This is a genomic window from Undibacterium sp. GW821-FHT07F11 (genome assembly GCF_059418665.1).
In genome coordinates, this window is the sequence record NZ_JBWKQH010000003.1 from 49,340 (window position 1) to 75,375 (window position 26,036).

General features: G+C 49.6%; 18 protein-coding genes. 15 read left to right on the forward strand and 3 right to left on the reverse strand.

All coding sequences use genetic code 11. From position 1 onward, the window contains the following. Nucleotides 1-8 precede the first annotated feature (8 nt). The 6 genes from AC07OI_RS07655 to AC07OI_RS07680 all read left to right on the forward strand — a co-directional run bounded on the left by AC07OI_RS07655 (nucleotide 9) and on the right by AC07OI_RS07680 (nucleotide 9,464). Complete coding sequence (locus tag AC07OI_RS07655) at nucleotides 9-2,117, forward strand: bifunctional rhamnulose-1-phosphate aldolase/short-chain dehydrogenase (protein ID WP_492704209.1); 2,109 nt, start codon at nucleotides 9-11, stop codon at nucleotides 2,115-2,117. 73 nt (nucleotides 2,118-2,190) lie between these two features. Further along, nucleotides 2,191-3,486 carry an L-rhamnose catabolism isomerase gene (rhaI, locus tag AC07OI_RS07660; protein ID WP_495256795.1) on the forward strand — a complete coding sequence of 432 codons (1,296 nt, stop codon included), beginning with the start codon at nucleotides 2,191-2,193 and terminating at the stop codon, nucleotides 3,484-3,486. Nucleotides 3,487-3,654: 168 nt separating this feature from the next. Then, nucleotides 3,655-6,420 (forward strand): glycosyl hydrolase, encoded by a 2,766-nt coding sequence (locus tag AC07OI_RS07665; RefSeq protein ID WP_495256796.1) that lies wholly within the window; start codon nucleotides 3,655-3,657, stop codon nucleotides 6,418-6,420. Next, complete coding sequence (locus tag AC07OI_RS07670; protein ID WP_495256797.1) at nucleotides 6,417-7,883, forward strand: glycoside hydrolase family 28 protein; 1,467 nt, start codon at nucleotides 6,417-6,419, stop codon at nucleotides 7,881-7,883. The genes AC07OI_RS07665 and AC07OI_RS07670 overlap by 4 nt, the downstream gene beginning before the upstream one ends. A gap of 37 nt (nucleotides 7,884-7,920) precedes the next feature. Continuing rightward, complete coding sequence (locus AC07OI_RS07675; protein ID WP_492704215.1) at nucleotides 7,921-9,132, forward strand: glycoside hydrolase family 88/105 protein; 1,212 nt, start codon at nucleotides 7,921-7,923, stop codon at nucleotides 9,130-9,132. Nucleotides 9,133-9,149: 17 nt separating this feature from the next. Then, a complete protein-coding gene (locus AC07OI_RS07680; protein ID WP_492704216.1) occupies nucleotides 9,150-9,464 on the forward strand; it encodes an L-rhamnose mutarotase in 315 nt (104 codons plus the stop codon). Between the two features lie 56 nt (nucleotides 9,465-9,520). Here the strand turns inward: AC07OI_RS07680 and AC07OI_RS07685 are convergent, their stop codons facing one another. After that, nucleotides 9,521-10,438 carry an alpha/beta hydrolase gene (locus AC07OI_RS07685; protein WP_495256798.1) on the reverse strand — a complete coding sequence of 306 codons (918 nt, stop codon included), beginning with the start codon at nucleotides 10,436-10,438 and terminating at the stop codon, nucleotides 9,521-9,523. Nucleotides 10,439-10,493: 55 nt separating this feature from the next. Between AC07OI_RS07685 and AC07OI_RS07690 the strand changes: the two genes are divergently transcribed. After that, nucleotides 10,494-11,159 carry a 3-keto-disaccharide hydrolase gene (locus AC07OI_RS07690; protein ID WP_495256799.1) on the forward strand — a complete coding sequence of 222 codons (666 nt, stop codon included), beginning with the start codon at nucleotides 10,494-10,496 and terminating at the stop codon, nucleotides 11,157-11,159. 38 nt (nucleotides 11,160-11,197) lie between these two features. On the opposite strand, the gene AC07OI_RS07695 is transcribed toward AC07OI_RS07690, so the two are convergent. After that, nucleotides 11,198-12,589 carry a hypothetical protein gene (locus tag AC07OI_RS07695; RefSeq protein ID WP_495256800.1) on the reverse strand — a complete coding sequence of 464 codons (1,392 nt, stop codon included), beginning with the start codon at nucleotides 12,587-12,589 and terminating at the stop codon, nucleotides 11,198-11,200. A 315-nt stretch (nucleotides 12,590-12,904) separates the two neighbouring features. Between AC07OI_RS07695 and AC07OI_RS07700 the strand changes: the two genes are divergently transcribed. The 8 genes from AC07OI_RS07700 to AC07OI_RS07735 all read left to right on the forward strand — a co-directional run bounded on the left by AC07OI_RS07700 (nucleotide 12,905) and on the right by AC07OI_RS07735 (nucleotide 23,373). Continuing rightward, nucleotides 12,905-13,834 carry a rhamnogalacturonan acetylesterase gene (locus AC07OI_RS07700; RefSeq protein ID WP_495256801.1) on the forward strand — a complete coding sequence of 310 codons (930 nt, stop codon included), beginning with the start codon at nucleotides 12,905-12,907 and terminating at the stop codon, nucleotides 13,832-13,834. Between the two features lie 80 nt (nucleotides 13,835-13,914). Beyond that, nucleotides 13,915-14,589: a DUF6250 domain-containing protein gene (locus AC07OI_RS07705; protein ID WP_495256802.1), complete on the forward strand. Its 675-nt coding sequence runs from the start codon at nucleotides 13,915-13,917 to the stop codon at nucleotides 14,587-14,589. A 48-nt stretch (nucleotides 14,590-14,637) separates the two neighbouring features. Continuing rightward, a complete protein-coding gene (locus AC07OI_RS07710) occupies nucleotides 14,638-16,050 on the forward strand; it encodes a glycoside hydrolase family 88/105 protein (protein WP_495256803.1) in 1,413 nt (470 codons plus the stop codon). Nucleotides 16,051-16,399: 349 nt separating this feature from the next. Beyond that, nucleotides 16,400-17,167 (forward strand): SDR family NAD(P)-dependent oxidoreductase, encoded by a 768-nt coding sequence (locus AC07OI_RS07715; protein ID WP_492704226.1) that lies wholly within the window; start codon nucleotides 16,400-16,402, stop codon nucleotides 17,165-17,167. Nucleotides 17,168-17,303: 136 nt separating this feature from the next. Beyond that, nucleotides 17,304-18,887 carry an alpha-N-arabinofuranosidase gene (locus AC07OI_RS07720; protein ID WP_495256804.1) on the forward strand — a complete coding sequence of 528 codons (1,584 nt, stop codon included), beginning with the start codon at nucleotides 17,304-17,306 and terminating at the stop codon, nucleotides 18,885-18,887. A gap of 47 nt (nucleotides 18,888-18,934) precedes the next feature. Next, nucleotides 18,935-20,491 (forward strand): glycoside hydrolase family 43 protein, encoded by a 1,557-nt coding sequence (locus tag AC07OI_RS07725; RefSeq protein ID WP_495256805.1) that lies wholly within the window; start codon nucleotides 18,935-18,937, stop codon nucleotides 20,489-20,491. Nucleotides 20,492-20,821: 330 nt separating this feature from the next. Continuing rightward, a complete protein-coding gene (locus tag AC07OI_RS07730) occupies nucleotides 20,822-22,780 on the forward strand; it encodes a TOL_0244 family TonB-dependent receptor (protein WP_492704230.1) in 1,959 nt (652 codons plus the stop codon). Nucleotides 22,781-22,890: 110 nt separating this feature from the next. Then, entirely contained in the window at nucleotides 22,891-23,373 is a 483-nt protein-coding gene (locus tag AC07OI_RS07735) for a TOL_0243 family YfiR-like periplasmic protein (protein ID WP_492704231.1), read from the forward strand. Between the two features lie 16 nt (nucleotides 23,374-23,389). Here AC07OI_RS07735 and AC07OI_RS07740 read toward each other — a convergent pair whose 3' ends face one another. Beyond that, a complete protein-coding gene (locus AC07OI_RS07740; RefSeq protein ID WP_492704232.1) occupies nucleotides 23,390-26,035 on the reverse strand; it encodes an EAL domain-containing protein in 2,646 nt (881 codons plus the stop codon). Nucleotide 26,036 lies beyond the last annotated feature (1 nt).

The window sequence follows — 26,036 nt, forward strand, 5'->3', positions numbered from 1 at the left end:
GAGAATGTATGACCTCAACGATGCAAACCGAGCAGAAGAAGCCTATCACTTCACTTTGGGATGATGCATACGCAACTGGCCTGACTGAGCCAGAATTATTGCTGTATCGCTCAAATCTGCTCGGCTCTGATATGCGCATCACCAACTTTGGCGGAGGTAATACCTCGGCCAAAGTGATGATGCCGGATTACCTGACTGGTGAGCAGGTAGAAGTGCTGTGGGTAAAAGGTTCTGGTGGCGATCTGGGGAGCATCAAGATGGATGGCTTCTCGACCCTGTACATGGATAAATTGCATTCCCTGAAAGGCCGCTATCGTGGTCTGGCACTGGAAGACGAAATGGTAGCTTATTTGCCACACTGCACCTTCAACCTGAACCCCCGCGCCGCCAGTATCGATACGCCATTGCATGCGTATATCAATCGCAAGCATGTTGATCATATGCATCCTGATTCAGTCATTGCCATTGCTGCATGCGCCAATAGCAAGGAATTGACGCAAAAAATATTCGAAGGCGAGTTAGGTTGGTTGCCATGGCAGCGTCCTGGCTATGACCTGGGCCTGAAATTGGAGGCGGTTTCCCAGGCTCAGCCGAATCTGAAAGGCATCATTCTCGAAGGTCACGGCCTGTTCACCTGGGGGGATACTGCCAAATCCTGCTATGAAACTACCTTGGCGATCATACAGCGTGCCGAATCGTGGCTGGAAGAAAACAGCCGTAAGCCTGCATTTGGCGGTGCCAGGTATAGTGCCTTGCCAGCGGCTGAACGTGCCAGCCTGGTTGCTCGCCTGATGCCTGTGCTGCGTGGCAAAATCAGTAAGACAGAATTCAAGCTAGGTCATTTTGATGACAGCGCAACTGTGCTGGATTTTGTCTGCAGCAAAGACTTGCGGGCACTGGCTGCACTGGGTACATCTTGCCCTGATCACTTCCTGCGCACCAAGATTCGCCCGTTTGTGATTGATTTCGATCCTGCCAATCCCAACTTTGATCAGCTTTTGAGCGGTTTGGATGAAGGTTTGCGTCAATATCGCGCAGATTACGTTGCTTATTATGATCGTTGCAAACATGATAACAGCCCGGCAGTGCGTGACGCCAACCCGATTATTTATCTGATCCCTGGGATAGGCATGCTGTCGTTTGCCAAAGACAAGGCAACTGCCAGGATTGCTGGCGAATTCTATGTGAATGCCATCAATGTCATGCGCGGTGCGAATGGTGTTGACAGCTATGTCGGTTTGCCAGAGCAAGAAGCCTTTGATATCGAATATTGGTTGCTGGAAGAAGCCAAACTGCAGCGCATGCCCAAGCCCAAGAGTCTGGCAGGTCGCATCGCATTGGTGACGGGTGCTGCCGGTGGTATCGGTCAGGCAGTGGCACGCCAGTTATTGCAAGAGGGTGCTTGCGTCATGTTGACAGACATTGATGGCGAGGCATTGAGCCAGGCACATCAGGTTTTGTCCAAGGTGGCAGGCAAAGACAATGTAGCCATCATCAGCGCCAATATCACCCGCGAAAGCGATGTCGACGCCATACTAAGCGAAACTTCCCTGCGCTTTGGCGGTATCGATTTGCTGATTTCGAATGCAGGTATCGCATCGTCTGCACCGTTGGATGAAACGACACTGGAAATCTGGGAGCGTAATCAGGACATCCTGGTCAAGGGTTATTTCTTGGTCAGCCGTAGTGCATTCCGCATCATGAAGCAGCAGCAAATCGGTGGCAGTATGGTATTTGTTGCGAGCAAAAATGGCCTGGTTGCTTCCGCTGGTGCATCTGCATATTGCACGGCAAAAGCGGCTGAAATCCACCTGGCACGCTGTATCGCTCTCGAAGGCGCAGCCCACGGCATACGTGTCAATGTGGTCAATCCGGATGCAGTGATCCGTGGCTCACGTATCTGGGATGGCAAATGGAAAGAAGAACGTGCGGTCTCGAATAAAATCGATGCAGATGATATCGAAGAATTCTATCGTCAGCGCAGCATGCTGAAACTCAGCGTATTGCCAGAAGATATCGCAGAAGCAGTGTATTTCCTGGCCAGCGACAAGTCTGCCAAGAGCACAGGTAACATCATCAACGTAGATGCAGGCAATGCTGCTGCATTCACGCGCTAAAATATAAAAATTGACTGACCTGAGCCTGATATCAGGTATCAGGTTCAGGTCAGCAACAAGACGGAGACACAAGATGGATAAAGTAATTGACCTCGGCCAGGTGGCAGAACACAACGCCAGACTGCAACAGAATCTGGATGCCGATTATGCTGCCCTGGGTAGTATGCTGGCCAGACGCGGACAGGATATTGAGCAACTGACAGCCAAAGCCCAGACCTTTGCCGTCGCCTTGCCAAGCTGGGGTGTCGGTACCGGTGGTACCCGCTTTGCACGCTTTCCAGGTAAGGGTGAGCCACGCGATGTCATGGAAAAGTTGGAAGACTGTGCCGTCATTCATCAACTGACACAGGCTACACCTACTGTATCTCTGCATTTTCCCTGGGATAAAAACAGCGATCTGGCAGCCATGCGCGAATTTGCCAGCAAACACGGATTGGGATTTGATACCGTTAATTCGAATACCTTCCAGGATCAGGTCAATCAGGAACAGACCTATAAATTTGGCAGCCTGACTGCCAATGCCAAGGCCATACGTGAACAGGCAGTAGCACACAATATCGAATGCATAGAACTGGGCCGTGCACTGGGCTCCAAAGGCTTGACCGTATGGGTGGGCGACGGTGCCAACTTCCCTGGCCAGCATAATTTGCGTGGTGCGCTCGAACGCTATCTCGACAGCATGCGCGACATCTACCAGGCACTGCCAGCAGACTGGCTGATGTATATCGAGCACAAGCTGTTTGAACCCGCATTCTATGCCACTACAATTGCCGACTGGGGTACCAGTTATGCCTGCGCTACAGAATTGGGGCCCAAGGCAAAATGCCTGGTTGATCTTGGTCACCACGCGCCAAATACCAATATAGAAATGATCGTGGCCCGCCTTGCGCAATTTGGCAAACTGGGTGGCTTCCATTTCAATGACAGCAAATATGGTGATGACGATCTGGATTCTGGCAGTATCAATCCTTTTCAGCTGTTCCTGATTTTCAATGAACTGGCCGATGTTGCGCAACGTGACGGTGATGCCTTTAAACCGTCCTACATGCTGGATCAGTCACACAATGTGACCGACCCTATAGAAAGCCTGATGTCAAGTGCGATCGAAGTACAGCGTTCTTTCGTACAGTCCGCACTGGTAGACCGCAAAGCATTGAGCGCATATCAGGAAAACAATGATGTGCTGCTGGCTGCACAAACACTGAAACAGGCTTTCCGCACTGATGTCAGTCCTATCCTGGCCATGGCACGTGCGCGTTCTGGTGCGGCTATTGATCCGGTGGCCTGCTATCGTGCAACTGGCTATCGTGAAAAACAGGCGACACTTCGCCCCGCCAAGGCTGGTGCCAGTGGTAGCGGAATAGTCTGATTCAGCTCCCTCTGACGTCTTTTCGCTGCTGCGCCTTCTTGCGCACAGTTGATCTGCTTCAGACGGATTTTCTCATCGCCATGTCTGCATATGGAATAGGCTTAGCGATAAGCTGATCTCTATTCAGGATAGATACCTGTTTTCTGTTTGTCTGGACTATCATTTTCTATGACCAAGCCTACATTGCCTGCATTTGCGGTTCACGAATTGCGCACCTGCGTCCTGTTTTCTATTGCCATGCTGTGCGTTGTTCCGGCGATGGCACAAACCAAGGCAGCAGCGAATTTTCCATCTTTGAAAGAAGTCGCCAAAGCGTTCGCCACGCCGCCTGATGATGCGCGCCCCATGGTACGCTGGTGGTGGTTTGGGCCATCGGTAGAAAAGAAGCAACTGGAACGTGAAATACTGGACATGAAAGCAGGAGGGTTTGGAGGCTTTGAGATTCAGGCTGTCTACCCCATGGAACTGGATGATGCGGCCAAAGGTACACACAATTATCCATATCTGTCGAAACAATTTTTGGAACACGTCAGTTTTGCCAATGACAAGGCACGTGCCAACAAACTCAGGGTAGATATTACACTGGGCAGCGGCTGGCCATACGGCGGCCCACATGTCAGCGTGCGTGATGCCGCCAGTCGTTTGCGTGTCGCCGTGATTGAGTTACCGGCCGGGAATGAAAGTTTCGCCTTGCCAGCCATCATGAATGGTGAAAAATTATTGGCCAGCTTTGTGGCAGATGGTACGACAAAACAGTTAGATAGCAGCAAATTGCAATTATTTGAACCCCGGCTACTGGCAAGTAAAAGTGGCCGTGCAGGCGTCAAGGCTGCAAGCACTGACCGCGTAGTGGTGTGCTATATCGCCAGCCGTACCGGCCAGCAGGTCAAACGTGCCGCTTTGGGGGCAGAAGGTTTTGTGCTTGATCATTTGAGCCGCAATGCAATTGATCATCATCTTAAAACTGTGGCTGAACCACTGTTGAAAGCCTTTGGGAAAAATCCGCCATACGCCGTATTTTCTGACAGCCTGGAAGCCTACGGTACCGACTGGACCGATGATTTTCTGGATGAGTTCCAGCGCCGTCGCGGCTATGACCTGAAACCACACCTGCCAAAAATTGAATATGGCATTGGTGCAGATGCCGCCGCCATACGGCGTGACTGGGCATTGACACAGACCGAACTGGTAAACGAACGCTATCTGGTACCTGTGAATCAATGGGCAAAAACTCATGGCACCCGTTTCCGTTCGCAAACCTATGGCGAACCGGCGGTGACCATGTCGAGTAATAAACTGGTTGATTTGCCAGAAGGCGAGGGTTATCAGTTCCGTCAGTTTTCATTTACCCGCTGGGCGACATCCGCTGGCCACCTATATGGCCGTCCCGTCATTTCTGCTGAAACCTGGACCTGGCTGCATTCGCCTGCATTCAGCGCGACACCGCTGGATATGAAGGTAGAAGCTGACCGCATGCTGTTGCAGGGCGTTAATCAGTTCGTCGGCCATGGTTGGCCCTATACACCACCCGGTACGCTGGAGCCTGGCCACGCGTTCTACGCAGCGGCGGTATTCAATACCCATCTGCCATGGTGGAATGTCATGCCGGACATCAATGGCTATCTGCAAAGAATGAGTTACCTGATGCGCCAGGGTAAACCGGCGAACCAGGTTGCCGTGTTCCTGCCGGTGGACGACGTGTACGCGACCCTGTCTTTGGGCAAGGTGTCGGTGTCGGCAGAAATGGGTAAGTATGTAACGCCGGAGTTAAGTGCCCAGATACTCGATGCAGGACATAACATTGACTACGTGGATGCTGAATCCGTCATGGAGTTGGGTATCAATTATCCCGTTCTGATTTTGCCGCATGTGACCCGGTTGTCACCAGCAGTCATTGCCAAATTGAATGACTATGTGCGTGCAGGTGGCAAAATCATTGCGGTTGGCAGCAAGCCATCGCTGGCACCAGGCTACCTGGATGCGGCGCGCATCAGTGCAGAAGTGCAGACTGCATCAGATATCCTGTTTGCCAATCAGGGCAAGGTAAGCCTGCTCAATAGCGATAGCGCCGTGGGTGCTGCTTTGAGAGCTGCTATTCCCGCAGATATGGAGTTGAGTGCCGAAAAAGAAAACATAGGATTCATTCGCCGGCAGTTGACTGATTCTGATGTCTATTTCATCGCCAACACCAGCAATCGCGATGTAACTGCGAATGCCGCCTTCCGTAGCAAGTACAAGACAGCTTACTGGTGGAATCCTTACGATGGCAAGATCAGCAATGCTGATACCAAGCCGGTTTTACGTCTGGCTCCGTATGAATCACGGGTGCTGGTACTGACCGATACGCCGCAGAATGCAACACAGGAACCAAGGCTGGCAGATGCCACCACCGTTATTGATTTAAGCCGTGACTGGAAAGTGCAGTTCAGCGAAAAACCACAGGTGGTAAACATGTCCAGTCTGCATTCATGGACTGACGATGAGGCAACGCGCTGTTTTTCTGGTATAGCAAGCTATACCAAAGACCTGGAATTGAGTGCGGCACAATTAAAGGACAGCAGGCTGACGTTGGATTTCGGTCCCGGCACACCACTGGAGGTGACGCCCAAAGTGCCTAGCGGCATGCGTGCCATGCTTGACAGTCCGGTGCGGGAAGCTGCCATTGTCTTCGTCAATGGTCAGCGCGCCGGTTCTGTATGGAAACCGCCTTATCAACTGGATATCAGCAAATTACTGCGTGCCGGTAATAACCGTCTTGAGATACAGGTCGCCAACCTGGGATTGAATGCCTTGGCTGGCCATGCCTTGCCGGACTATCGTTTGCTGTCTGCCCGTTATGGGCAACGATTCATCCCGCAGGATACACATTTGATACAGGCCCAACCCGCCGGTATTCTTGGACCAGTCAAGCTAATAGGCGCGAAGTTGCAATGAAAGCCTTGGCCCGGCGCTGGTTGCGCCATACTGACATAGTATTTGTCTTGCCGACACTCTTGCATCTGGCAGTTGCCGCATTATTGATGCTCTTGTTGATGTTGACGTCGCTGACTGCAGTTGGGAAAGAGATCAGTGCCGATATCTATGGTGTCAAAGGCGATGGCAAGACGCTCAATACCCTCGCCATACAGAAAGCAATTGATGCTGCTGCCAAAGAGGGGAATACATTGACTTTCCCGGCTGGCACTTACCTGACCGGGGCCTTGTTCCTCAAAACTGGTGTCACGCTGCGTCTGGACAAGGATGTTATCTTGCTGGGTTCGCAAAACATACAGGATTATCCTGTCATGCCTACCCGGGTTGCCGGTATAGAGATGAGCTGGCCGGCAGCGCTGATCAATGTATATGAACAAAGAAAGGTTGCCATTACTGGTGAAGGTGTGATTGACGGTGATGGCAAGATATTCTGGGAAAGTTACTGGAAGCTGCGCAAGGCCTACGAACCTCGTGGCCTGAGATGGGCGTCGGATTACGATGCCGGTCGTCCGCGTTTGCTGCAAATCTACAAGGCATCTGATGTGCGTGTGGGCGATGGTTTGCTGTTGCGTCGCTCCGGCTTCTGGACCTTGCATATCTGTTACTCGAACAAAGTGGTCGTTGACCGCATCACCATCCGCAATAACGAAGGTGGGCATGGGCCATCCACTGACGGCATAGACATCGATTCATCCAAAGACATCCTGGTCCAGCAGGCAGATATCGCGGTCAATGATGATGCAATCGTTTTGAAGGCGGGACGCGACTCTGATGGCTTGCGTGTCAATCGCCCGACAGAAGATGTGGTCATACGTGATATCACTGTCCGGGAAGCAGTTGCCGGATTAAGTTTTGGTAGCGAGACCTCGGGAGGGTTCCGCCGTATTGAAGCATATCGCTTCAAGGTAATGAAAGATGTGCCAGTAGGCATATTGTTCAAATCAGCGCATACACGTGGTGGCTTTGGTGAAGACCTTAATATCCATGATTTTGTCATGAATGACGTACCTGTGGTATTGCGCGTGATCATGAACTGGAACCCGCAATACAGCTATGCAAAGATTCCCGATGATGTGAAAGATGCGCCGGACTACTGGAAAGTGTTGGTGACACCAGTACCAGAAAAAGACGGCATATCCAGACTGCGTCGCGTCAATATTTCCAGCATCAAGGCACGTGGTGCAAAAACCGCTTTTGAGATTGAAGGATATGCGCAAGCTCCGCTTGAGGATTTTAATCTCAGCAAGCTGGATATTGAGGCGAACAGCGGTGGTTTTATCCGTTATGTAAGACGCTGGAAGTTGTCAGATTCCAGGCTGGTTTTCGAAGATGGCAAACCGGTACAGATATCAGCAGATTCAGAAGTGTTGGGCCTGGCTATAGGGTCTGCTGTAAACAGCAAGACCTCTGACACCACAAAATGAGAACGAAACAAACAACAATAAAATGAAGGAGAACACTTTGAAGCTTAAAAGAAAATACCTTGTGCTTGCCAGTTTGGGTTTTGTCGGTAGCATGTTGCCAGCCTTGGGTTGGGCGCAGAACTATCCACTACCCACACCAGCCATGCAAGCCATCATCGACAAGGATACTTCGCGTCATTTTGGTGATGCGCCTGCTGATGGTGGCCCTCTGGCAACGGACTTGTCCGCAGAGCTGGAACCAGCAGCAATAGAAAAAGCCTTGCGCAAGGTGGCTGACTGGCAATTGGCACGCTCACAAGCGCATTTCGGGCGTATCTGGACATCCAGCGTAATGTATACAGGCTTCATGGCTGCGTCGGAAGCGACAAACGACAGCAAATACAAAGACGCCATGCTGGCCATGAGCCAGCAGCATCAATGGCAATTGGCGAAGCGTCTGCCAAATGCGGATGACCAGAGCGTGGCGCAGACTTATCTGGATCTGTATTTCCTCAACAATCAGCCTGAATTCATCACCCCGACCAAAGCTGATCTGGATACCCTGATTGATCTGAAGACTCTCAAACCAGGCGACGACCGCCTGCCATGGTGGTGGTGTGATGCCTTGTTCATGGCACCACCCGTATGGGCAAAAATGTATGTGGCAACAGGTGAGCGCAAATACCTCGATTATGTGCATACCCAGTGGAAAAACACTTACGACTTGCTGTACGACAAACAAGAACACCTGTACGCACGCGATGTCAGTTATATCAACAAGACCGAACCCAATGGCAAGAAAATTTTCTGGTCACGCGGCGAAGGCTGGGTCATGGGTGGGATAGCCAGGACACTGGACTATATCCCCAAAGATGATCCACAACGCCCGTTTTACGTGCAGCAGTTACGTGAAATGTCCGCCCGTTTAGCGCAGCTGCAGGATGAAAACGGCCTGTGGCATGCCGGTTTGCTGGACCGGGCGACTTATCCCTTGCCGGAAATTTCTGGCTCAGCCCTGTTTGTGTATGGTATGGCCTATGGCATCAATCGCGGCATTCTTGATCCCAAAGAATATCAACCAGTAATCGCCAGGGCGTGGAAAGGCATACTGAAACATGTCTATGCAGATGGCCGATTGGGTGGCATACAGCAGACCGGTGCCGAACCAGCCTTCTATAGGCCAGCATCGAGCTTTGACTATGGTGTCGGCGGCTTCATGCTGGCCGCTGCCGAATTGAAGAAGATGGTCACAGTCAAACCAGTGAAATGACAGCAGGAGAGTCAGCCATGATAACGCGTGCTTTTCGCATGAAACTAAAGTCAGGCAATGCAGAGGAATATCAGCGCCGCCACGATGAGTTATGGCCAGATCTTGCAGAGGCATTGCACGCTGCTGGTATTTATGATTATGCCATTTTTCTGGATGAAGAGACTTTGCATCTGTTTGGCGTACTCAAATTGCATCCCAACCACCAGATCGATGACTTACCTAAGCATCCTGTCATGCGACATTGGTGGGATTACATGGCGGACCTGATGGAGGTTGAAGCCGATAATCGCCCCCAGCAATTGGCATTGAAATCCGTATTTTATTTCGCATGAAAAAGTCACCAGCCTGTACATGATGGAGGCTGGCGATTTTTGTATCTCCGCGTAGCTTATTTTTCTGATAGGTTGTCGGATTGCAGTATTTTTCTATCCCTCAACCATTCTTCAGCACGATGCGGCCAATCGGATGCATTGCCGTTACCAAGTCGCATGCCCATGCCATGTGTGCCACGTTCAAACAAGAGCATTTCCGCTGGCACACCAGCTTTCGTCAAAGCTTGGTAAAACAGGATACTGTTTTCAACCGGGACAGTTTTGTCATTCTGGGTATGGATCAACAGCGTAGGGGGCGTCGTGCTGCTAACCTGTTTTTCCAGCGACATCAATTGCATGGATTCTGCGCTGGGCGATGCACCCAGCAGGGCTTTGCGGGATCCCGCATGTACCGACGGGTCTTGCATGGTGATCACGGGGTACATCAGTATCATGAAATCAGGGCGGGCATTGACACCATCAAGTGCGGTGCCGGTGCGCCCCAGGGGGTGATCAAACAGAGTGCCAGCACTGGCTGCCAGATGGCCGCCCGCCGAGCTGCCCATGACGCCGATGCGTTTGGGATCTATGCCATATTGCGAGGCACTGGAGCGTACCAGGCGAATGGCACGCAAGGCATCCTGTAAAGGGGCAGGGTGGCCAAATTCTGCCAGGCGGGATTTCAATACAAAGCTGCTGACACCCAGTGTGCTGAGCCAGTGGGCGTATTGCTCACCTTCACGCAGGGTAGAGAGGCGTACATAGCCACCACCGGGGCAAATGATCACGGCGGCACCGTTTTTTCTATCTGCAGCGGCAGGATAAAAAGTCAACGTGGGTTCGCTGACATTTGATGTACGACCATCAGAACTCTGTTCTGACCCTATGCTTTTCGCCCCTGGGACGCCCTCTGGCCACAGGGTGATGGAACTTGATTGTGCGTGAGAAGAAAAAGCCGAGAGTGCCAGTAACAAAGTGAAAAAAAGTCGTGTCATGGTAGTAAATGAAGTATTTTATGAAAAATATCGACCCTATTTGAGAAAGAATATCATGCGTCAACTTTCCCGTTTTTTGAGACCATTTCAATTATCAGTATTGCCTGTTGCATCCATCCTTTCTCTCATGGTCAGCCCTGTTGCAAATGCCGAAGAACTGTTCAATGGCCGTGATTTCAAGGGCTGGGAAATTCAAACTACACCCGCAAGCAAGATTGAAGAAGTGTTCAGTTTCACGGCTGATGGCGTGATTGCTTCTGCCGGCAAGCCTTCGGGCTATATCGCCACGACTGAAAGCTATACAAATTTTGTACTGCATGCAGAATGGCGCTGGACTGCAGCTCCTGGCAACGGTGGCGTCCTGATACACATCAGTTCTGGCCCCAAAGACAAGGTTTGGCCGTTGAGTCTGCAAATCCAGACCAAATACAAAAATGTCGGCGACCTGTTACCCATGGCCGGTGCCAGCTTTGCCGAGCCCCTGACTACAGCCGAGGGCGCATATCCTCCCATCAAGGCAAAACTTGCTGATAGCGAAAAACCAGTCGGTGAATGGAATAGCTGTGACATTCTTGCCAGGGATGGATCGGTTGAAGTCAAGATCAATGGTGTAGTACAGAACAAAATCAGCAAATCCAGCCCGGATTCTGGCCGCATCGGCTTTCAGCTTGAAGGCACTGCATATGAACTGCGCAATGTGCGCGTTCAAAAACTGGATTGATGTTCGCCGCATGATCTGAATACACCTGTCAATTTACATCAATCCGGTACAGGGATAATGCAGATATTCAATGTCCGGTTATCTGCCGACAGCATGGCTGACTGAATTTCTATCTTTTTGCCGTCTGGGCTGAATGTAGGATGAGGGTGGTCCGCCGCCGTGTCCTTGTGCCCGGTACTGAGCAAACTCATCTTGCCGCTCAGACGCTCTATCAGATAGATGCTGCGGCTGAAATCATCACCGACCGCCCAGCGACCGTCGCTTGATCCATGCACATGCCACAAGCCGCTGCCTGACGGTGTTTGTCCCACGATACGCATTTCACGTGTGCGCAAATTCACTATGGCAAGGCCGCTGGGTTTTTCACGTGTACCAGCATTACCCCAGCCCGGGTCTTGCCCCGGGTTAGCACCCTCAACGGCAGTGCCTTTGTTAGCATTATTATTTGTTCCCCCGATGGTGCGATGTCCCATAATCGCCATCGCCACTTCATTTTTTGAAATTACCGCTTCATGAGTGACCCATTCATAATCAGCTTCTGGATAAAGCGGGCGCAAGCCACTGCCATCAGCCATTACTACCCAGGTGCGCTGAGGTGATTTGCCACCGGTTTCCCAGCAAAAGATGATTTCTCCGGGATTCCAAAGATTAGCCTGGATATGACCGATCTGGAATGGTACCGAGATAACGTGGCGTATTTCCCCCGTCTTGACATGCATTTTTGCAATACCACCGGGGCCTGCACCCATGTTTCTGGGGCCGAAGCTTTTTTCTATACGCGCATTTTTTGCCAGGTATTTTGCCGCTTCCTGTGAGGTCTCGCGGAAGTATATCCATTCGTCGGCAGCATCCAGTGCCAGGTCGGCGGCTTGTCCGACTTCAGCAGGTACTACGCCACATACGCGCTGGTAGTTTTCTGCCGGCTTCATCTTGCCAGCTTTGCTGTCTGCAAATACCGCAGCAAGATCAACTTCCACCAATTCAAGCGGCGTAGCCTGACGTGGACGACCAGGTCTTCCTTCGCGTGGAGATTTATCCGTGCTACGCATGAAATACAGCTTCATTGCACGTGTCGATACATTCAGCATGCCGGTATAACCACCTTCAGACACCTGCACGATATCCCCGGTTTGCTCATTGACTGCCATCGCTTCGCCTTTTGCGATGCCTGAACGAAAGATCACCCATTGCCCATCCGAAGTCCACTGTGGATGGGTGGGGTAGATTTTTGAATCACCATGCGGCTGGCTGGTCAAAAAGGTCAACATCACCCCAGTAACCGGGTCTTTGACCACTTTGCGTTCGCTGGGGAAGCGATGACCTATTTGCGCGAAGGCAGATGCTGAGTACAGACAGAACAGGCACAGGAAGAGAATCGGAAGGAGAATCGAGAAACGGGAGGATAAGATGCGAACAGATAAGCGGTTCATGGAATTTTGATATGTGTGGGAGTAATCGGTTAAATCCCGGATGATCATTCCCTCAACGTGTTTGAATGGAATGGCATCAGTGCTGCATATTGTGCGCGGATTTCGCGCAAATTTTCCAGAATTTGCATCTTCCGATCAACTTGATCATTTTTTTGATTCTTTAAGCAAGTCTTGCAGTCAATTACAAGCTCTCGAATAAAATGAAATTATGTGAGAAAGCTGTTGAGATCATTAAATTCTGATCTGTCCATGATGATCAATACACATCAGTTTTTTGCAAAGACGATACTTAACCATCATTGCCATCATCCATCTATGAATACCAGTATGTCTGCGGTACGCCGCCTGATCTGTGTAAGTGTGCTGGGCTGGACTTGTTCTGCTCTGGCGCAGACTATGCCGCCACCTGCAGTGAATACCGACCCCAATGCAGCCGCGCGTATCGTATTGCCCGAGCAAGCGAATCCGCAATTGCCTTCGGTATTTTTTATTGGTGATTCAACCGTGCGCAATGGCCGGGATGACGGTCAAAACAAGGGGGCAGAAGGGCAGTGGGGCTGGGGTAATCCCATCAAGGCCTATTTTCAGGTGGATAAAATCAATGTCGTCAACCGCGCCATCGGCGGACTCAGCAGCCGTACTTATCTGACAGGTGGGCACTGGCAAAGAAGCCTGGCCTTGATGAAGCCGGGTGATTTTGTCATCATGCAATTCGGCCATAATGACAATGGCCCGCTTAACGATACCAGCCGTGCGCGTGGAACCATCAAGGGCATAGGTGACGAGGCTGAGGATATCGATAACCTGCTGACCAAGGTGCCAGAAACAGTACACAGCTATGGCTGGTATTTACGCAAATATATCGCAGAGGCCAAGGCAAAAGGCGTGCAGGCTATCGTATGTTCTCCCATACCACGCAAGAACTGGGACGCCAATGGAAAAATCAATCGTAGCAAAGCCAGTTATGGCGGCTGGGCTGAACAGGTGGCGAAACAGGAAAAAGCAGATTTCATTGACCTGAATGAAAGCATCGCCGCTGCCTACGACACCATGGGCAAGGATGAGGTGATGAAACTGTTCCCTTTGGTGACGCCAGACGAACATACCCACACCAATCTGGCTGGCGCAGAATTTAATGCACGAATGGTCGTGGCGGGCATCAAGACTTTGCAATATGCACAGTTGAAAAACTATTTAAATGATAAGTCAGCCGATCTCAAATTGCCTGCTGCATTACCAAAATAGTAATTCATAAAATGATACCCATGCCTCATGTTCGAACAAACCTGCGACCAGTTTGCAAGGCTATTTCAACTCTCGTTGTCATGATCCTGGCTTTACCTGCCGTTGCACAGTCTACGGACGCTACTTGCAGTCAATGGGGCAAGGCAGGTAAGCTGATTTACAAGGATGACTTTGATGCTGATTTGTGGCAGTGGCAGGTGGAGTCCGCCGACACAGAGAACTCCGATATCAGCGTTGACCATCACCAGCTTTTGATCGATGCAGCGAAAGGGGTGACGGTGTGGTTCAAACAAAAATTATCTGGCGACATGTTGATCAGCTACACCCGCAGGGTAGTGATGGAACAGGGGCGTAATGACCGCCTGTCTGATTTGAATCAATTCTGGATGGCGACTGATCCGCATGATCAAAACATCTTTACCCGCAAGGGAGCATTTGAACAATACGATGATTTACGTCTGTATTACGCAGGCATTGGCGGCAATACCAACACCACAACCAGGTTTCGCAAATACCAGGGTAATGGTGAACGTAGCTTGCTGACCGAGTTGAATGAACGCGACACTTTATTGCAGGCAAACCGGGACTACTTCATAGAAACTGCGGTGTACCAAGGCTGCACGCGCGTTCTGGTCGATGGCAAAGTTTTCTTTTCATACAAAGACAAAGATGCCTTGCGGGATGGCTACTTTGGATTCCGCACCACACAATCCCGGCAAAAAATACGTGATTTCAAGATTTACCAATTGGAATAAAACTGGTACTCGCAGGACTAATTTACAGAGCAAAAAATGATGATAAAGATGAGACAAAAAAACCAATCCGGCTTGCGTTTAATATTCAAATTATTGACCATCGCAGGTATTAGCTGCATGCTGCCACTAAGCATGCACACAGCAGTGGCTGCCGGTAAAGAAAATAATAAAGGCAAGGCAGCCAATGACGTCACCGCGCCCCTGCATTTGATGCAACCCGATTACCCGACGCCGTACGGTCAACCAACAGCAGAAGATGTCAAAAAAGTGTTGTATCGCGTCCATGCTTATCTGGATAATGTTACGCCTGCCAGGATTATTGATGGCAAAACAAAAAAGCAGGTAACGGATTTTTCTCAGATCAATGACGATACGATACTGGCACCCGGTGATTATCGTTTGACCAGCTATGAATGGGGTGTCACCTACGCAGGCATGCTGCTTGCTGGCAGCGCTACAGGTGACAAACGCTTCAGCAATTACGCCAGTGATCGCCTCGGTTTTCTGGCAGACCTGGCACCGCATTATATTGCGCGGCTGAAAGCCAATCCCAAGAGCCCTTCACCTATCCGTTCCTTGTTGCAGCCCCATGCGCTGGATGATGCCGGTGCCATGTGTGCCGCCATGATCAAGGCCACCAGGGACGGTGTTTCCAATAAGCTGACCAGCCTGATTGATATTTGCAGCAGTTATGTCAGCACCAAGGAGTTCCGTCTGCCGGATGGCACGCTGGCCCGCAACCGGCCACAGCCAAATACCTTGTGGCTCGACGATTTGTTCATGAGTGTGCCGGCCTTGGCGCAAATGGGTAAATTGACAGGCGACACCAGGTACTATGACGATGCAGTGAAACAGGTCAAACAGTTTTCTGAACGCATGTTCAACAAGGAAAAAGGTGTGTACATGCATGGCTGGGTGCAGGACATGGGTGTTCATCCGCAATTCCACTGGGCCAGGGCAAATGGCTGGGCCGTCATGACCTTGGTTGAATTGCTGGATGTACTGCCGCCAAATCACCCTGGCTATGCCGACGTACTGGCGCAATTGCAGGCACACGTCAAAGGTCTGGCGTCTTATCAACATGGCACAGGCTTCTGGCATCAACTACTGGACCGTAATGACAGTTATCTGGAAACATCCGCCACTGCCATCTATACCTATGCCATGGCACACGCCATTAATCGCGGCTTCATCGATAAACGTGCCTACGCACCAGTAGTCATGCTGGCATGGAATGCAGTAGCCAGTAAAGTGACGCAAAAAGGCCAGGTGGAAGGTACCTGTGTGGGTACGGGCATGGGCTTTGATCCGGCGTTTTATTATTATCGCCCGGTAAATGTATTTGCTGCACATAGCTACGGCCCGGTATTGCTGGCCGGTGCAGAAGTCATCAATCTGATGAAGGCCAATACCTTTGAAATCAATGATAGTTCACTGCAGATCAAACTGATGAAACCCTGATTTTATTTTATAGAATGGATCACCAAGCTCTATTGCAAGGTCAAATTATTTCGACAGACCCAGATTGCGCTAGTCTGGATTAGTGTGCTGATTTATTTCCTGGTGAAACCGGGTGGTGCTGGATTTTATCCTGTATTTTCTATTGTCTATCTTAGTGGACTTGCATGTGCCAGCAATCCTGTCACGGCTATTATTGCCAATAAGCCTGCGCAATGAGAATGCGGCGAATATCTGGCGTCGTCATGGTGGCGTATCAGGAAAAAAATAGTTTGTAATTGGAATAGATGCAGTAAATCGGTTTAGCCGACAAAAAAATAGCTACATCATCAAACTCTAAGCAGGAAACGACATGAATCAATTGGCACACTATGCCAGCCTCAAAGGGCGAACAGTATTTATTACTGGTGGCGGCACCGGCATCGGTGAAGAGCTGGTCAGTGCTTTTACCCGTCAGGGTGCAAAGGTAGCTTTCGTTGATATCGCCAAAGATGCCAGCGAGGCACTGTGCTCCAAATTGACTACTACTGGCATGCCTGTGCCCCTGTACCGCTATTGCGATATCACTGATATTCCGGCGCTGCAAAAAGCCATGGCTGAACTGGCGGCAGAGATCGGTGACTTTGATGTTCTGGTCAACAATGCAGCCAATGATCAGCGCCATCAGACTGAAGAAGTCAGTGTCGATTATTGGAATGAACGCATCGCCATTAACCAGCGCCCCATGTTTTTTACCTGTCAGTCTGTCTTGCCTGGCATGAAGAAAAAAGGTGGTGGCTCCATCATCAATGTAAGCTCGATTTCCTGGCATATCAAGGGTGCGGGTTACCCAGTGTACGCCACTGCAAAGGCAGCAGTCGTCGGCCTGACCCGTGGACTGGCACGCGAATTTGGTGCGCATGGCATACGGGTGAATACCGTATCACCTGGTTGGGTGATGACACAGCGCCAGATTGACTTGTGGGTAGATGAGTCAGGTGAGCAGGAAATCAAGCGAAATCAATGCCTGCGCGGAAAACTGATGCCTGCACATATTGCCTCGATGGTGTTGTTCCTGGCGGCGGATGACGGTGCCATGTGCAGCGCGCAGGAATTTATCGTCGATGGCGGCTGGGTCTGATCCTGTGAATTTGATCTCGACTGCTGTCAGACCATATAGCGTATAGCAATGCCTGTTGCCTCTGATTCGCTGTGACCGCCTGTGGAAAAGCAGGCGGTGGGTGCACGCATCTATCCTAAAAATCAGGAAACAAAAAATGAAAATATTAAAAACCAGTTTTAAAGCAGATGTATTGTCTGCAGTAGTTTTTGCTTCTGCGGTGATTGCCATTCCGGTCTCTGCTGGTAATCAAGTCAGCGTCAGCATCGATACGAAAAAGCCCGGCCCCGTTATCAACAAGAATATTTATGGTCAATTTGCTGAGCACTTGGGCACAGGCGTTTATGAAGGCATGTGGGTAGGGCCAGATTCATCTATTCCTAATACGAAGGGTTGGCGCAACGACGTCATCGGTGCTTTGAAAAAAATGCATGTGCCACTAGTACGCTGGCCTGGTGGCTGTTTTGCTGATGAGTATCACTGGCGTGATGGCATAGGTACGCGTGAGAGCCGTCCAGTGAAGATGAACACCAACTGGGGTAATGTGGAAGAACGCAATGCCGTTGGTACACACGAATTTTTTGATCTGGTTGATCTGCTGGGGGCTGATGCCTACGTGAATGGCAATCTGGGTTCTGGTACACCGCAGGAAATGGCAGAGTGGCTGGAGTATATGACGGGTGACGGCAAGTCCACCCTGGCAGAATTGCGCCGAAAAAATGGCCGCGACAAGCCATTTAATGTTGCATTCTTTGGCGTTGGTAATGAGGCCTGGGGTTGTGGTGGCAATATGAAGGTCGAATACTACACCAGCCTGTTCAATCAATATGCCAGTTTCTTGAAAGCCCCCAAGGCTTACATGCCGAAAATCATTGCCAGTGGCGGTCATGACGATGACACTGCCTGGACAGATTATTTGACCAAGAACATTCATGAACAATGGAATATGCGCTTTGACGGTGTCAGCTTCCATTATTACACCTTGCCTACCGGCGTATGGGAAAAGAAAGGCATGGCGCTTGGTTTTGGTGAAGATCAATGGATATCCACGCTAAAAAATACGCTGCGCATGGACAGCCTGATCAAGAACAATGTCGCCAAGATGGAAGTCAACGATCCAAAAAACAAAATTTCTTTCAATGTCGATGAGTGGGGTACCTGGTATGACGTAGAAGCAGGCACTAATCCTGGATTTTTATATCAGCAAAACAGTCTGCGTGATGCCCTGGTTGCGGCATTGAACTTCAATATTTTTCATACTCATGCAGCGCGTGTACGCATGACCAATATTGCCCAGATGGTCAATGTCTTGCAAGCCATGATACTGACTGATAAAGACAAGATGCTGCTGACACCAACTTATCATGCATTTGAAATGTATGTGCCATTCCAAAATGCGACTGCCTTGCCTTTGATGATAACCAATAACCCTGAATACAGTTTTGGTAAAACCAGTATCCCTGAAGTGAGTGCTTCGGCTGCACGTGCCCTGGACGGGAAATTGTATTTATCGCTGGTGAACACCAATCCCAACAAGAGTGTTGAGATAGACATTGATGTGGCTGGTGAAAAGCTGAAAGCCGCCAAAGGCCGGGTACTGACTGCCAAGGCCATGGACGCCCACAATACCTTTGCCCAACCGCAATCAGTCCAGCCAGGCAGTTTTAATGCAAACGCGAAAGCTGGCAAGTTGACATTGAATATCCCGGCCAAGGCAATAGTTGTGGTTGCGCTTGAATAATTGCTACATATCGTTGTGCAATTATCTAAAACCATACGAGAACAAAAATGGCATCATCAACTTTGACGCAGGCGATGGTATTGGCAGGCTTGCTGATACTGACCGTTTGCGGTGAATGTAGTGCAGGAGGTGGAGCAGTTGAAGTGGTCGGCACAAGTGCTACTGCAACAGGTACTGCCCCTACAGGTACGACGAATGGCGGTAATTTGACACAGGCGGCCTTGAGTTTTAATAATGTATCTGTGCATGACCCGTCGATAGTGAAGACCGGGGGCACTTACTATATTTTTGGTTCGCATCTGGCAGCAGCAAAATCTACTGATCTGATGAGCTGGACCAAAGTAGCTGACGGCATCAATACGGGTAATCCTTTATTTGCTGACGTGACCAGGGTTTTATCTGATTTGTTTTCCTGGTCGAAGGTAGTAGATTTATGGGCGCCCGATGTAGTCCAGCTTGATGACGGTAAGTTTTATTTTTACTATAACTCTTGCAAAGGTGATTCTCCCCGTTCGGCCTTGGGTGTGGCGGTTGCTGACAAGATAGAGGGGCCATATGTCAATAAGCAGATTTTCCTGAAATCCGGGATGTGGGGGCAACTAAGCGAAGATGGCAAGACCATCTATGATCCGCTGGTGCACCCGAATGCGGTTGATCCCAATGTGTTTCGTGATAAGGATGGCAATCTGTGGATGATCTATGGTTCTTATTCTGGCGGGATTTTTATCCTTGCCATGGATAAAACCACGGGCTTGCCCAAAGCGAATCAGGGTTATGGTAAACACCTGATGGGCAGTAACCATAGTCGCATTGAAGGTGCTTACGTCATGTATAGCCCACAATCGAAGTATTACTATATGTTCACTTCCTTTGGCGGGCTGGATGCGAATGGAGCCTACAATTTACGCGTAGCCCGTTCGCTGGCACCAGATGGTCCTTATCTGGATGCCAGAGGGAATGATATGGGCAAGGTCAAATCCAATCCGGCATTGCCTTTGTTTGATGACGCAAGCATTGCGTCATATGGACAAAAACTGATGGGTAACCACCAGTTTGCCCTGGCTGTGGGGGAGACTGGTACACCTTTGGGGTATGTTTCACCCGGCCATAATTCAGCTTATTATGAGGCCTCAACTAATCAGTATTTTTTGATTTTCCATACCCGTTTCCCAAACACTGGCGAACTGCATGAAGTGCGTGCGCATGAGATGTTCATTAATGAAGATGGCTGGCCGGTAGTGGCTCCTTTCCGTTATGCACCATTAAGCAAAAGCTTGCCAGCACAGCCGGCAGAAGTCAGTAGCAAGGACGCTGAAGGCAGCTACAAAATGATTAATCATGGCAAGGATATTTCTACTAACTTGAAGCTGTCGCAAAATATCAGGCTTAACAGCGACGGTAGTATCTCCGGTGCGGTTGGCGGTAGCTGGAAACATCGTGGTAATAACAATGTCCAGATTACTCTGGACGGCGGTGGCATATTCAGCGGTGTTTTGTCGCGTCAGTGGAATACAAACGCTTCAGCTTTTGTCGTCAGTTTTACCGCACAATCGCAAGAAGGAGTATCAATCTGGGGTGCACGGACAGGTGGCACAGGTAGCTAGAATAGTTTAAGGATGAATAGTATGAAATCTCTCTGCTTGTGGTTTATGGCCAATGTTTTTAGTCTTTTGATGCTGTCTAAACTCATGGCTGCGGAAGTCACTGTAGACTGAACATTTATTGTTCCCAGGCGCTGATCTGTTATTGCGCACCGTACGTGATATGGCAAAAGAGCTGTATTAAGTGTAGTTGTAAAAAAGCTGTTTTTTTACAAAAATATCTTATTCCTGTAGTAATTATTTAAAATAAAGTCTATCTTTAATTGCATATGTATTGCGCAATTCAATGGATAGAGGCATAGCCTCTGCAACCTCGCATTGTCAGAGGCTTAAATGAAATCATCCTGTTTATTCCGCAAGCGGCGAATAGATTCCCTGATCAGCTTTAAGACCTCAAGTCTGCTGTTTGCCGTGACAATGGCAACACCATGCTATGCGGCCGTGGCTGCATCAGATAATTTTCTCGATCTTTCCTTCGATGAGCTGGCTAATATACGCATTACTTCGGTCTCCAAAAAAGTCGAAAATGTTGCCAAGGCTCCCGCTTCCATCTTTGTTATTACGAACGAAGAAATCCGTCGTTCAGGGGTAGCCAGCTTGCCGGAAGCATTACGCCTTGCACCAAACCTGCAGGTGGCGCGGGTGGATGCTAGGAACTACGCGGTTACTGCTAGAGGGTTCAATAGTCCCTTTGAAAACAAGTTGTTGGTGTTGATTGACGGACGTACCGTTTATTCCCCCTTGTTTTCAGGGGTGTTCTGGGATGCACAGGACGTGGTACTGGAAGATGTTGAGCGTATAGAAGTGATCAGCGGTGCTGGCGCTACGCTGTGGGGAGCCAATGCTGTCAATGGCGTGATCAATATCATCACCCGGTCTGCCAAAGATACTACAGGTAGCCTGGTCAGTGCGGGTATCAGTCCACACGAGCGCAATATGGCAGTGCGATATGGCAGCAGTTTTGATAATGGAGCAAATTACAGGGTTTATGCCAAGCACGCAGACAATGATGACAGCCGTAACTTGAACGGCAAGCCATTGTTGGAAGGCTGGCGTCGCGACCAATTTGGATTCCGTTCTGATTGGGAGCAAGCAGAGCGTACGCAGGTTTTTATTGGCAATACTTATCACGCCAGCCTGCACCAGGCCGGCACGGCAGATATTGAGCTTGCTGGCATCAATCTGCTCAGCCGCACAGGTTGGAAGGCTGCTGACAATACCGATAGCAGTTTGCAATTGTATTGGGATCATACTGAGCGCAATCAGCCAAACGCCTATAACGAACATCTCGATACACTGGATATGGAGTTCCAGCAATCCCAGACCATCGGCAGTTTGCACAATCTGGTGTGGGGAGCTGGCTACCGGTATGCAATAGACAGGGTACAGAACGGTAATGGCTTTGGGTTTTTGCCCGGTGACCTGAACATGCATTGGGCAAATATCTTTATTCAGGACGAAATTCGTTTCAGAGAAAATTTACGCCTGACCCTGGGTTTGAAATTTGAAAAAAACAGTTATACCGGCCTGGAAAATTTGCCTAATTTGCGCCTGGCATGGGAACCCACAGACAAGCACTTGCTATGGGCATCATTGTCGCGTTCAGTACGGACACCGTCACGTATAGATCGTGATTTATTTGCGCCAACCAAACCCATACTGATAGGTGGGAAGCTCAGATATATTTATGCCGGCGGTCCGGACTTTGAGTCTGAGATAGCCAAAACCACAGAACTGGGTTACCGCGGCCAATTAAATAAAAACATTACTTATTCCGCAACCATTTTCTATACTGAATATGACAAAATGCGAACCTTGGAGCCGGGTGCCGGGGGGCTGGATGCAGTTTTTCGCAATCTGGCTGAGGGCAGGACCAAGGGTGTTGAAATGTGGGCAACCTGGCAAGCCAATTCTGCGTGGCGTCTGACGGCGGGTGGTGTTTGGCAAAATATCAGCACCCAATTAAAGGCAGGTAGCAAGGACATTTCAAGTGGAAATGGTTTAACCATAGTCAATGATGCCGATAGCTACTGGATGATACGCAGCAGTTTCGAGCTGGCAAAAGATAAGGAGCTTGACCTCCATCTGCGTCATGTAGCGAGCCTGCCGAAACCCGCTGTACCCGCTTATACTTCATTAAATATGCGCTTGGGTTGGAAAATCAGACCCGGTATAGAGCTTTCGTTGATAGGGCAAAATCTGCTACAGAAATCTCATGCCGAATTTGGAGCCAGCCCGAACAGGGCTGAATTCGAGCGCAGTCTGATGGTCAGGGTGATATGGAAGCTTTAAAATCTGGAAAATCATGGTTTGTCCCAAAACCGGAGGGAAAACTATTTTCTGGCTTTTTGCTTTCATTGATGTTGCTCTTGTTCAGAGTTCCTTGCGTACAAGCAAATGACTTGAGCGACAATCTTGAGCAGCGTGTCAAGGCCGCATATCTGTTTAAATTTTGCAGTTATGTTGAATGGCCAGAAAAATCATTTTCTGCAGCAGACAGCGCATTGAATATTGCCGTTCTTGGTTCGGATGGTGTTGCGAATGAATTGGTGCAAATGGCATTGGGTCGCAATATCAATGGGCGTGCTTTTTTAGTGAAAAAGCTAAAGGGCGATGAAGGTGCTAATGGTCTGAATGGTGTCCATGTACTTTTTGTGGCACGTTCCAGTAACAAAATAGCGGATGTTTTAGCGACTGCCAAAGGACGTGCGATCCTGACGGTGACAGAAACAGAAGGTGCATTGTCTACGGGCAGCATGATCAATTTTGTCGTTGTTGACGGCAAGGTCCGGTTTGAAGTCGCCCCAAAAACAGCAACCCAGGACTTGGTGCTCATCAGTTCACGCCTTATCTCCGTCGCATATAGAGTCGCCAGCGGGCAGTAAATTTTTTTGCTGACGTTTACTCAATTAGCGATGGGCGATAACGCCGGAATGCTTCACTGATATTTTGTCTGAGCAGTTCATCATCCCAAGGTTTGGTAAGGAATCGATAAATTTCGCCACGGTTAATGACATCAAGGACTGACTGCAATTCCGTGTAACCACTGAGTACAATGCGCATGGTATCGGGGTACAGTTTGGCTGCTATCGTCAGAAAATCCGAACCTGTCATTTTGGACAGGCGTTGTTCGCACAAAATGACTTGCACCGGGTTGACTGCCAATAGTTCCAAGGCTTTCTGACTGTCAGGGGCAGTAAGTATGCGGTATCCCTGACCACGCAAGGACCGTTTTAATGCTGCGAGTATGGCTTCTTCGCTATCGACAAGCAGCAAGGTTTGCTGCTCACTATCAGCTTCTGGCACCAACTGCTTGTCGTTGAGCAGCATCATGGCAAAATCCTTTGCTGGAACTGGGGGGCTGAAGAAGTAGCCCTGTATCTGGTCGCAATTTCGGGTACGCAGGAACTTCAATTGCGCCTCGGTCTCGACCCCTTCCGCAATCACATTCATATGCAGGCTGTGTGCCATTCCAATGATGGCAGTAGCGATGGCTGCATCCTCGGGATTTTGTGTAATATCTGTGATAAAAGCCTTGTCAATTTTTACAGTATTAAATGGAAAACGTTTCAGGTAAGCCAGGGAAGAGTAGCCAGTACCAAAGTCATCGAGTGACAGGCACAGGCCGTGTTCGCGGAATGCATGCATGATGACTTCAGCATCTTCAGGCTTGTGCATGATCGTAGACTCTGTCAATTCCAATTCTATGGACTCTGATCCCAACTTGTTTTTTGAAAGAGCTTCCCGCACAATTCCCAACACGTTGCCTTCCTTGAATTGCAGCGCTGAGAGATTGACGGCGGTTGGCACGATATGCAGTCCATCACGCAACCAGGCAGCTTGCTGCGCGCAAACTGCATTGATGACCCAGGTGCCAATGGGGACGATGAGTCCGGTTTCTTCAGCCAATTCAATGAAAGCACCCGGTGGCAACAATCCACGCTCAGGATGTTGCCAGCGTATGAGAGCCTCGCTGCCGATGATCTGGCCGGTCCGCAAGTCTATCTTGGGTTGGAAAAACAATACAAACTGATTCTGGTCCAAGGCAGCCTTCAACATGTTTTCCATTTCTATCATGTCAGAAATCCTGGCGTTGATTTCCCATGAATAGAATTGAAAGCGTTTCTTTTGCAACTTGCATTGTTTTAATGCTGCCTCTGCATTCTTGAACAGAGATTCTGCATTAATGGCATCTGTGGGGTAAATGGCAACCCCCAGTCTGGCCAATACTTGCGTGCGGCAGTCATCAATCAGCATGGGCTCTTGCAATAAACTGATGATCTGCTCACAAGTGGCGCTGACATCTGCGTTACTCGCCAGTTCCCCCAGTATCGCGAAATTATCTGCACCTATACGTGCCACACTGTAGTGACCAGGCAGAGTATCGATAAGACGTTTGGCAACCAGCTTCAAGATGTGGTCGCCTACATGTCTCCCCAAAGTATCGTTCAAATGCTTGAAACGATCCAGATTGATTGCCATGACAAACACACCGTAATTTTCCCTGTGGGCCGACTGTATCAGTTGATCTACACGGTCCAGAAAAAGACTGGTATTGGGGAGTGCGGTGAGAGGATCGAAATAGGATAAAAAATTCGCCCTTTTCTCGTTATTGATCGCCAATAATGCAAATGACATGTCACCTGCCAGTTCACTGAGCAGTTTCATTTCTTCATCATCGAAATAATGATTTTCTCTGGCGTACAGGACCATGACCCCGACCACCTTGTCATTTATCATCAAAGGCAGGCCGATAATGGAAAGGTAGCCGCGCTCAAGAGCGTCACGACAACTGCGATCTGAATCTGCCCTGGTTCGTACGTCATTGCAGTAAGCAGCCTGGCCGGTTTTAAATATATGCTCAGGTATCCCATGTTCTGCAGTGACGCTGTTTGTCTCTGACAGCAAGGACACATTCATTTGCTCAAGGTCTACTCCCTGGCTTGCTGCCAGTTTGAAAGAACTGTCGTTGTCATTAAAAATAGCGATCCAGGCGATACCAAAGCCACCTTGCTCGACGGCGATATGACAAGCTTCTTCCAGTAGTGCTTGCGGCTCCCTGATGCGGACAATGGCAGAATTGGTGCCGCTTAAGACGGCATGTATCCGGCTCAGGCGGGCAGTTTTTGCCTGCTCGATTTCAAGTTGTTTAACGTAGCGTTCAAGTATGGTGGTGCGCACCAGTGATAAATGAGTGCGCACGCGCGCACGTACCAAGGCAGACGACACCGGCTTGATAATATAATCAACACCACCACAATCGAAACCCGCAGTCTCATCTCCAACTTCGCCTAAAGAAGAAACAAAGATGATGGGTATGCTTTCCGTTTCTGTATCTGCTTTGAGCATTTTGCAAACGGTATATCCGTCCATGTCAGGCATCTGTATATCAAGCAGTATCAAGGCAGGTTTGTGTTTTTTTGCAGCATTCAGACACTCTTGGCCACTACGTGCAAATGCCAGCAGGTAATCGGCCCCCAAGATCTGCTTTAAAGTGGCTAGATTGCCAGGTTCGTCATCAACGATGAGAATGGGTGCGGTGGGCATG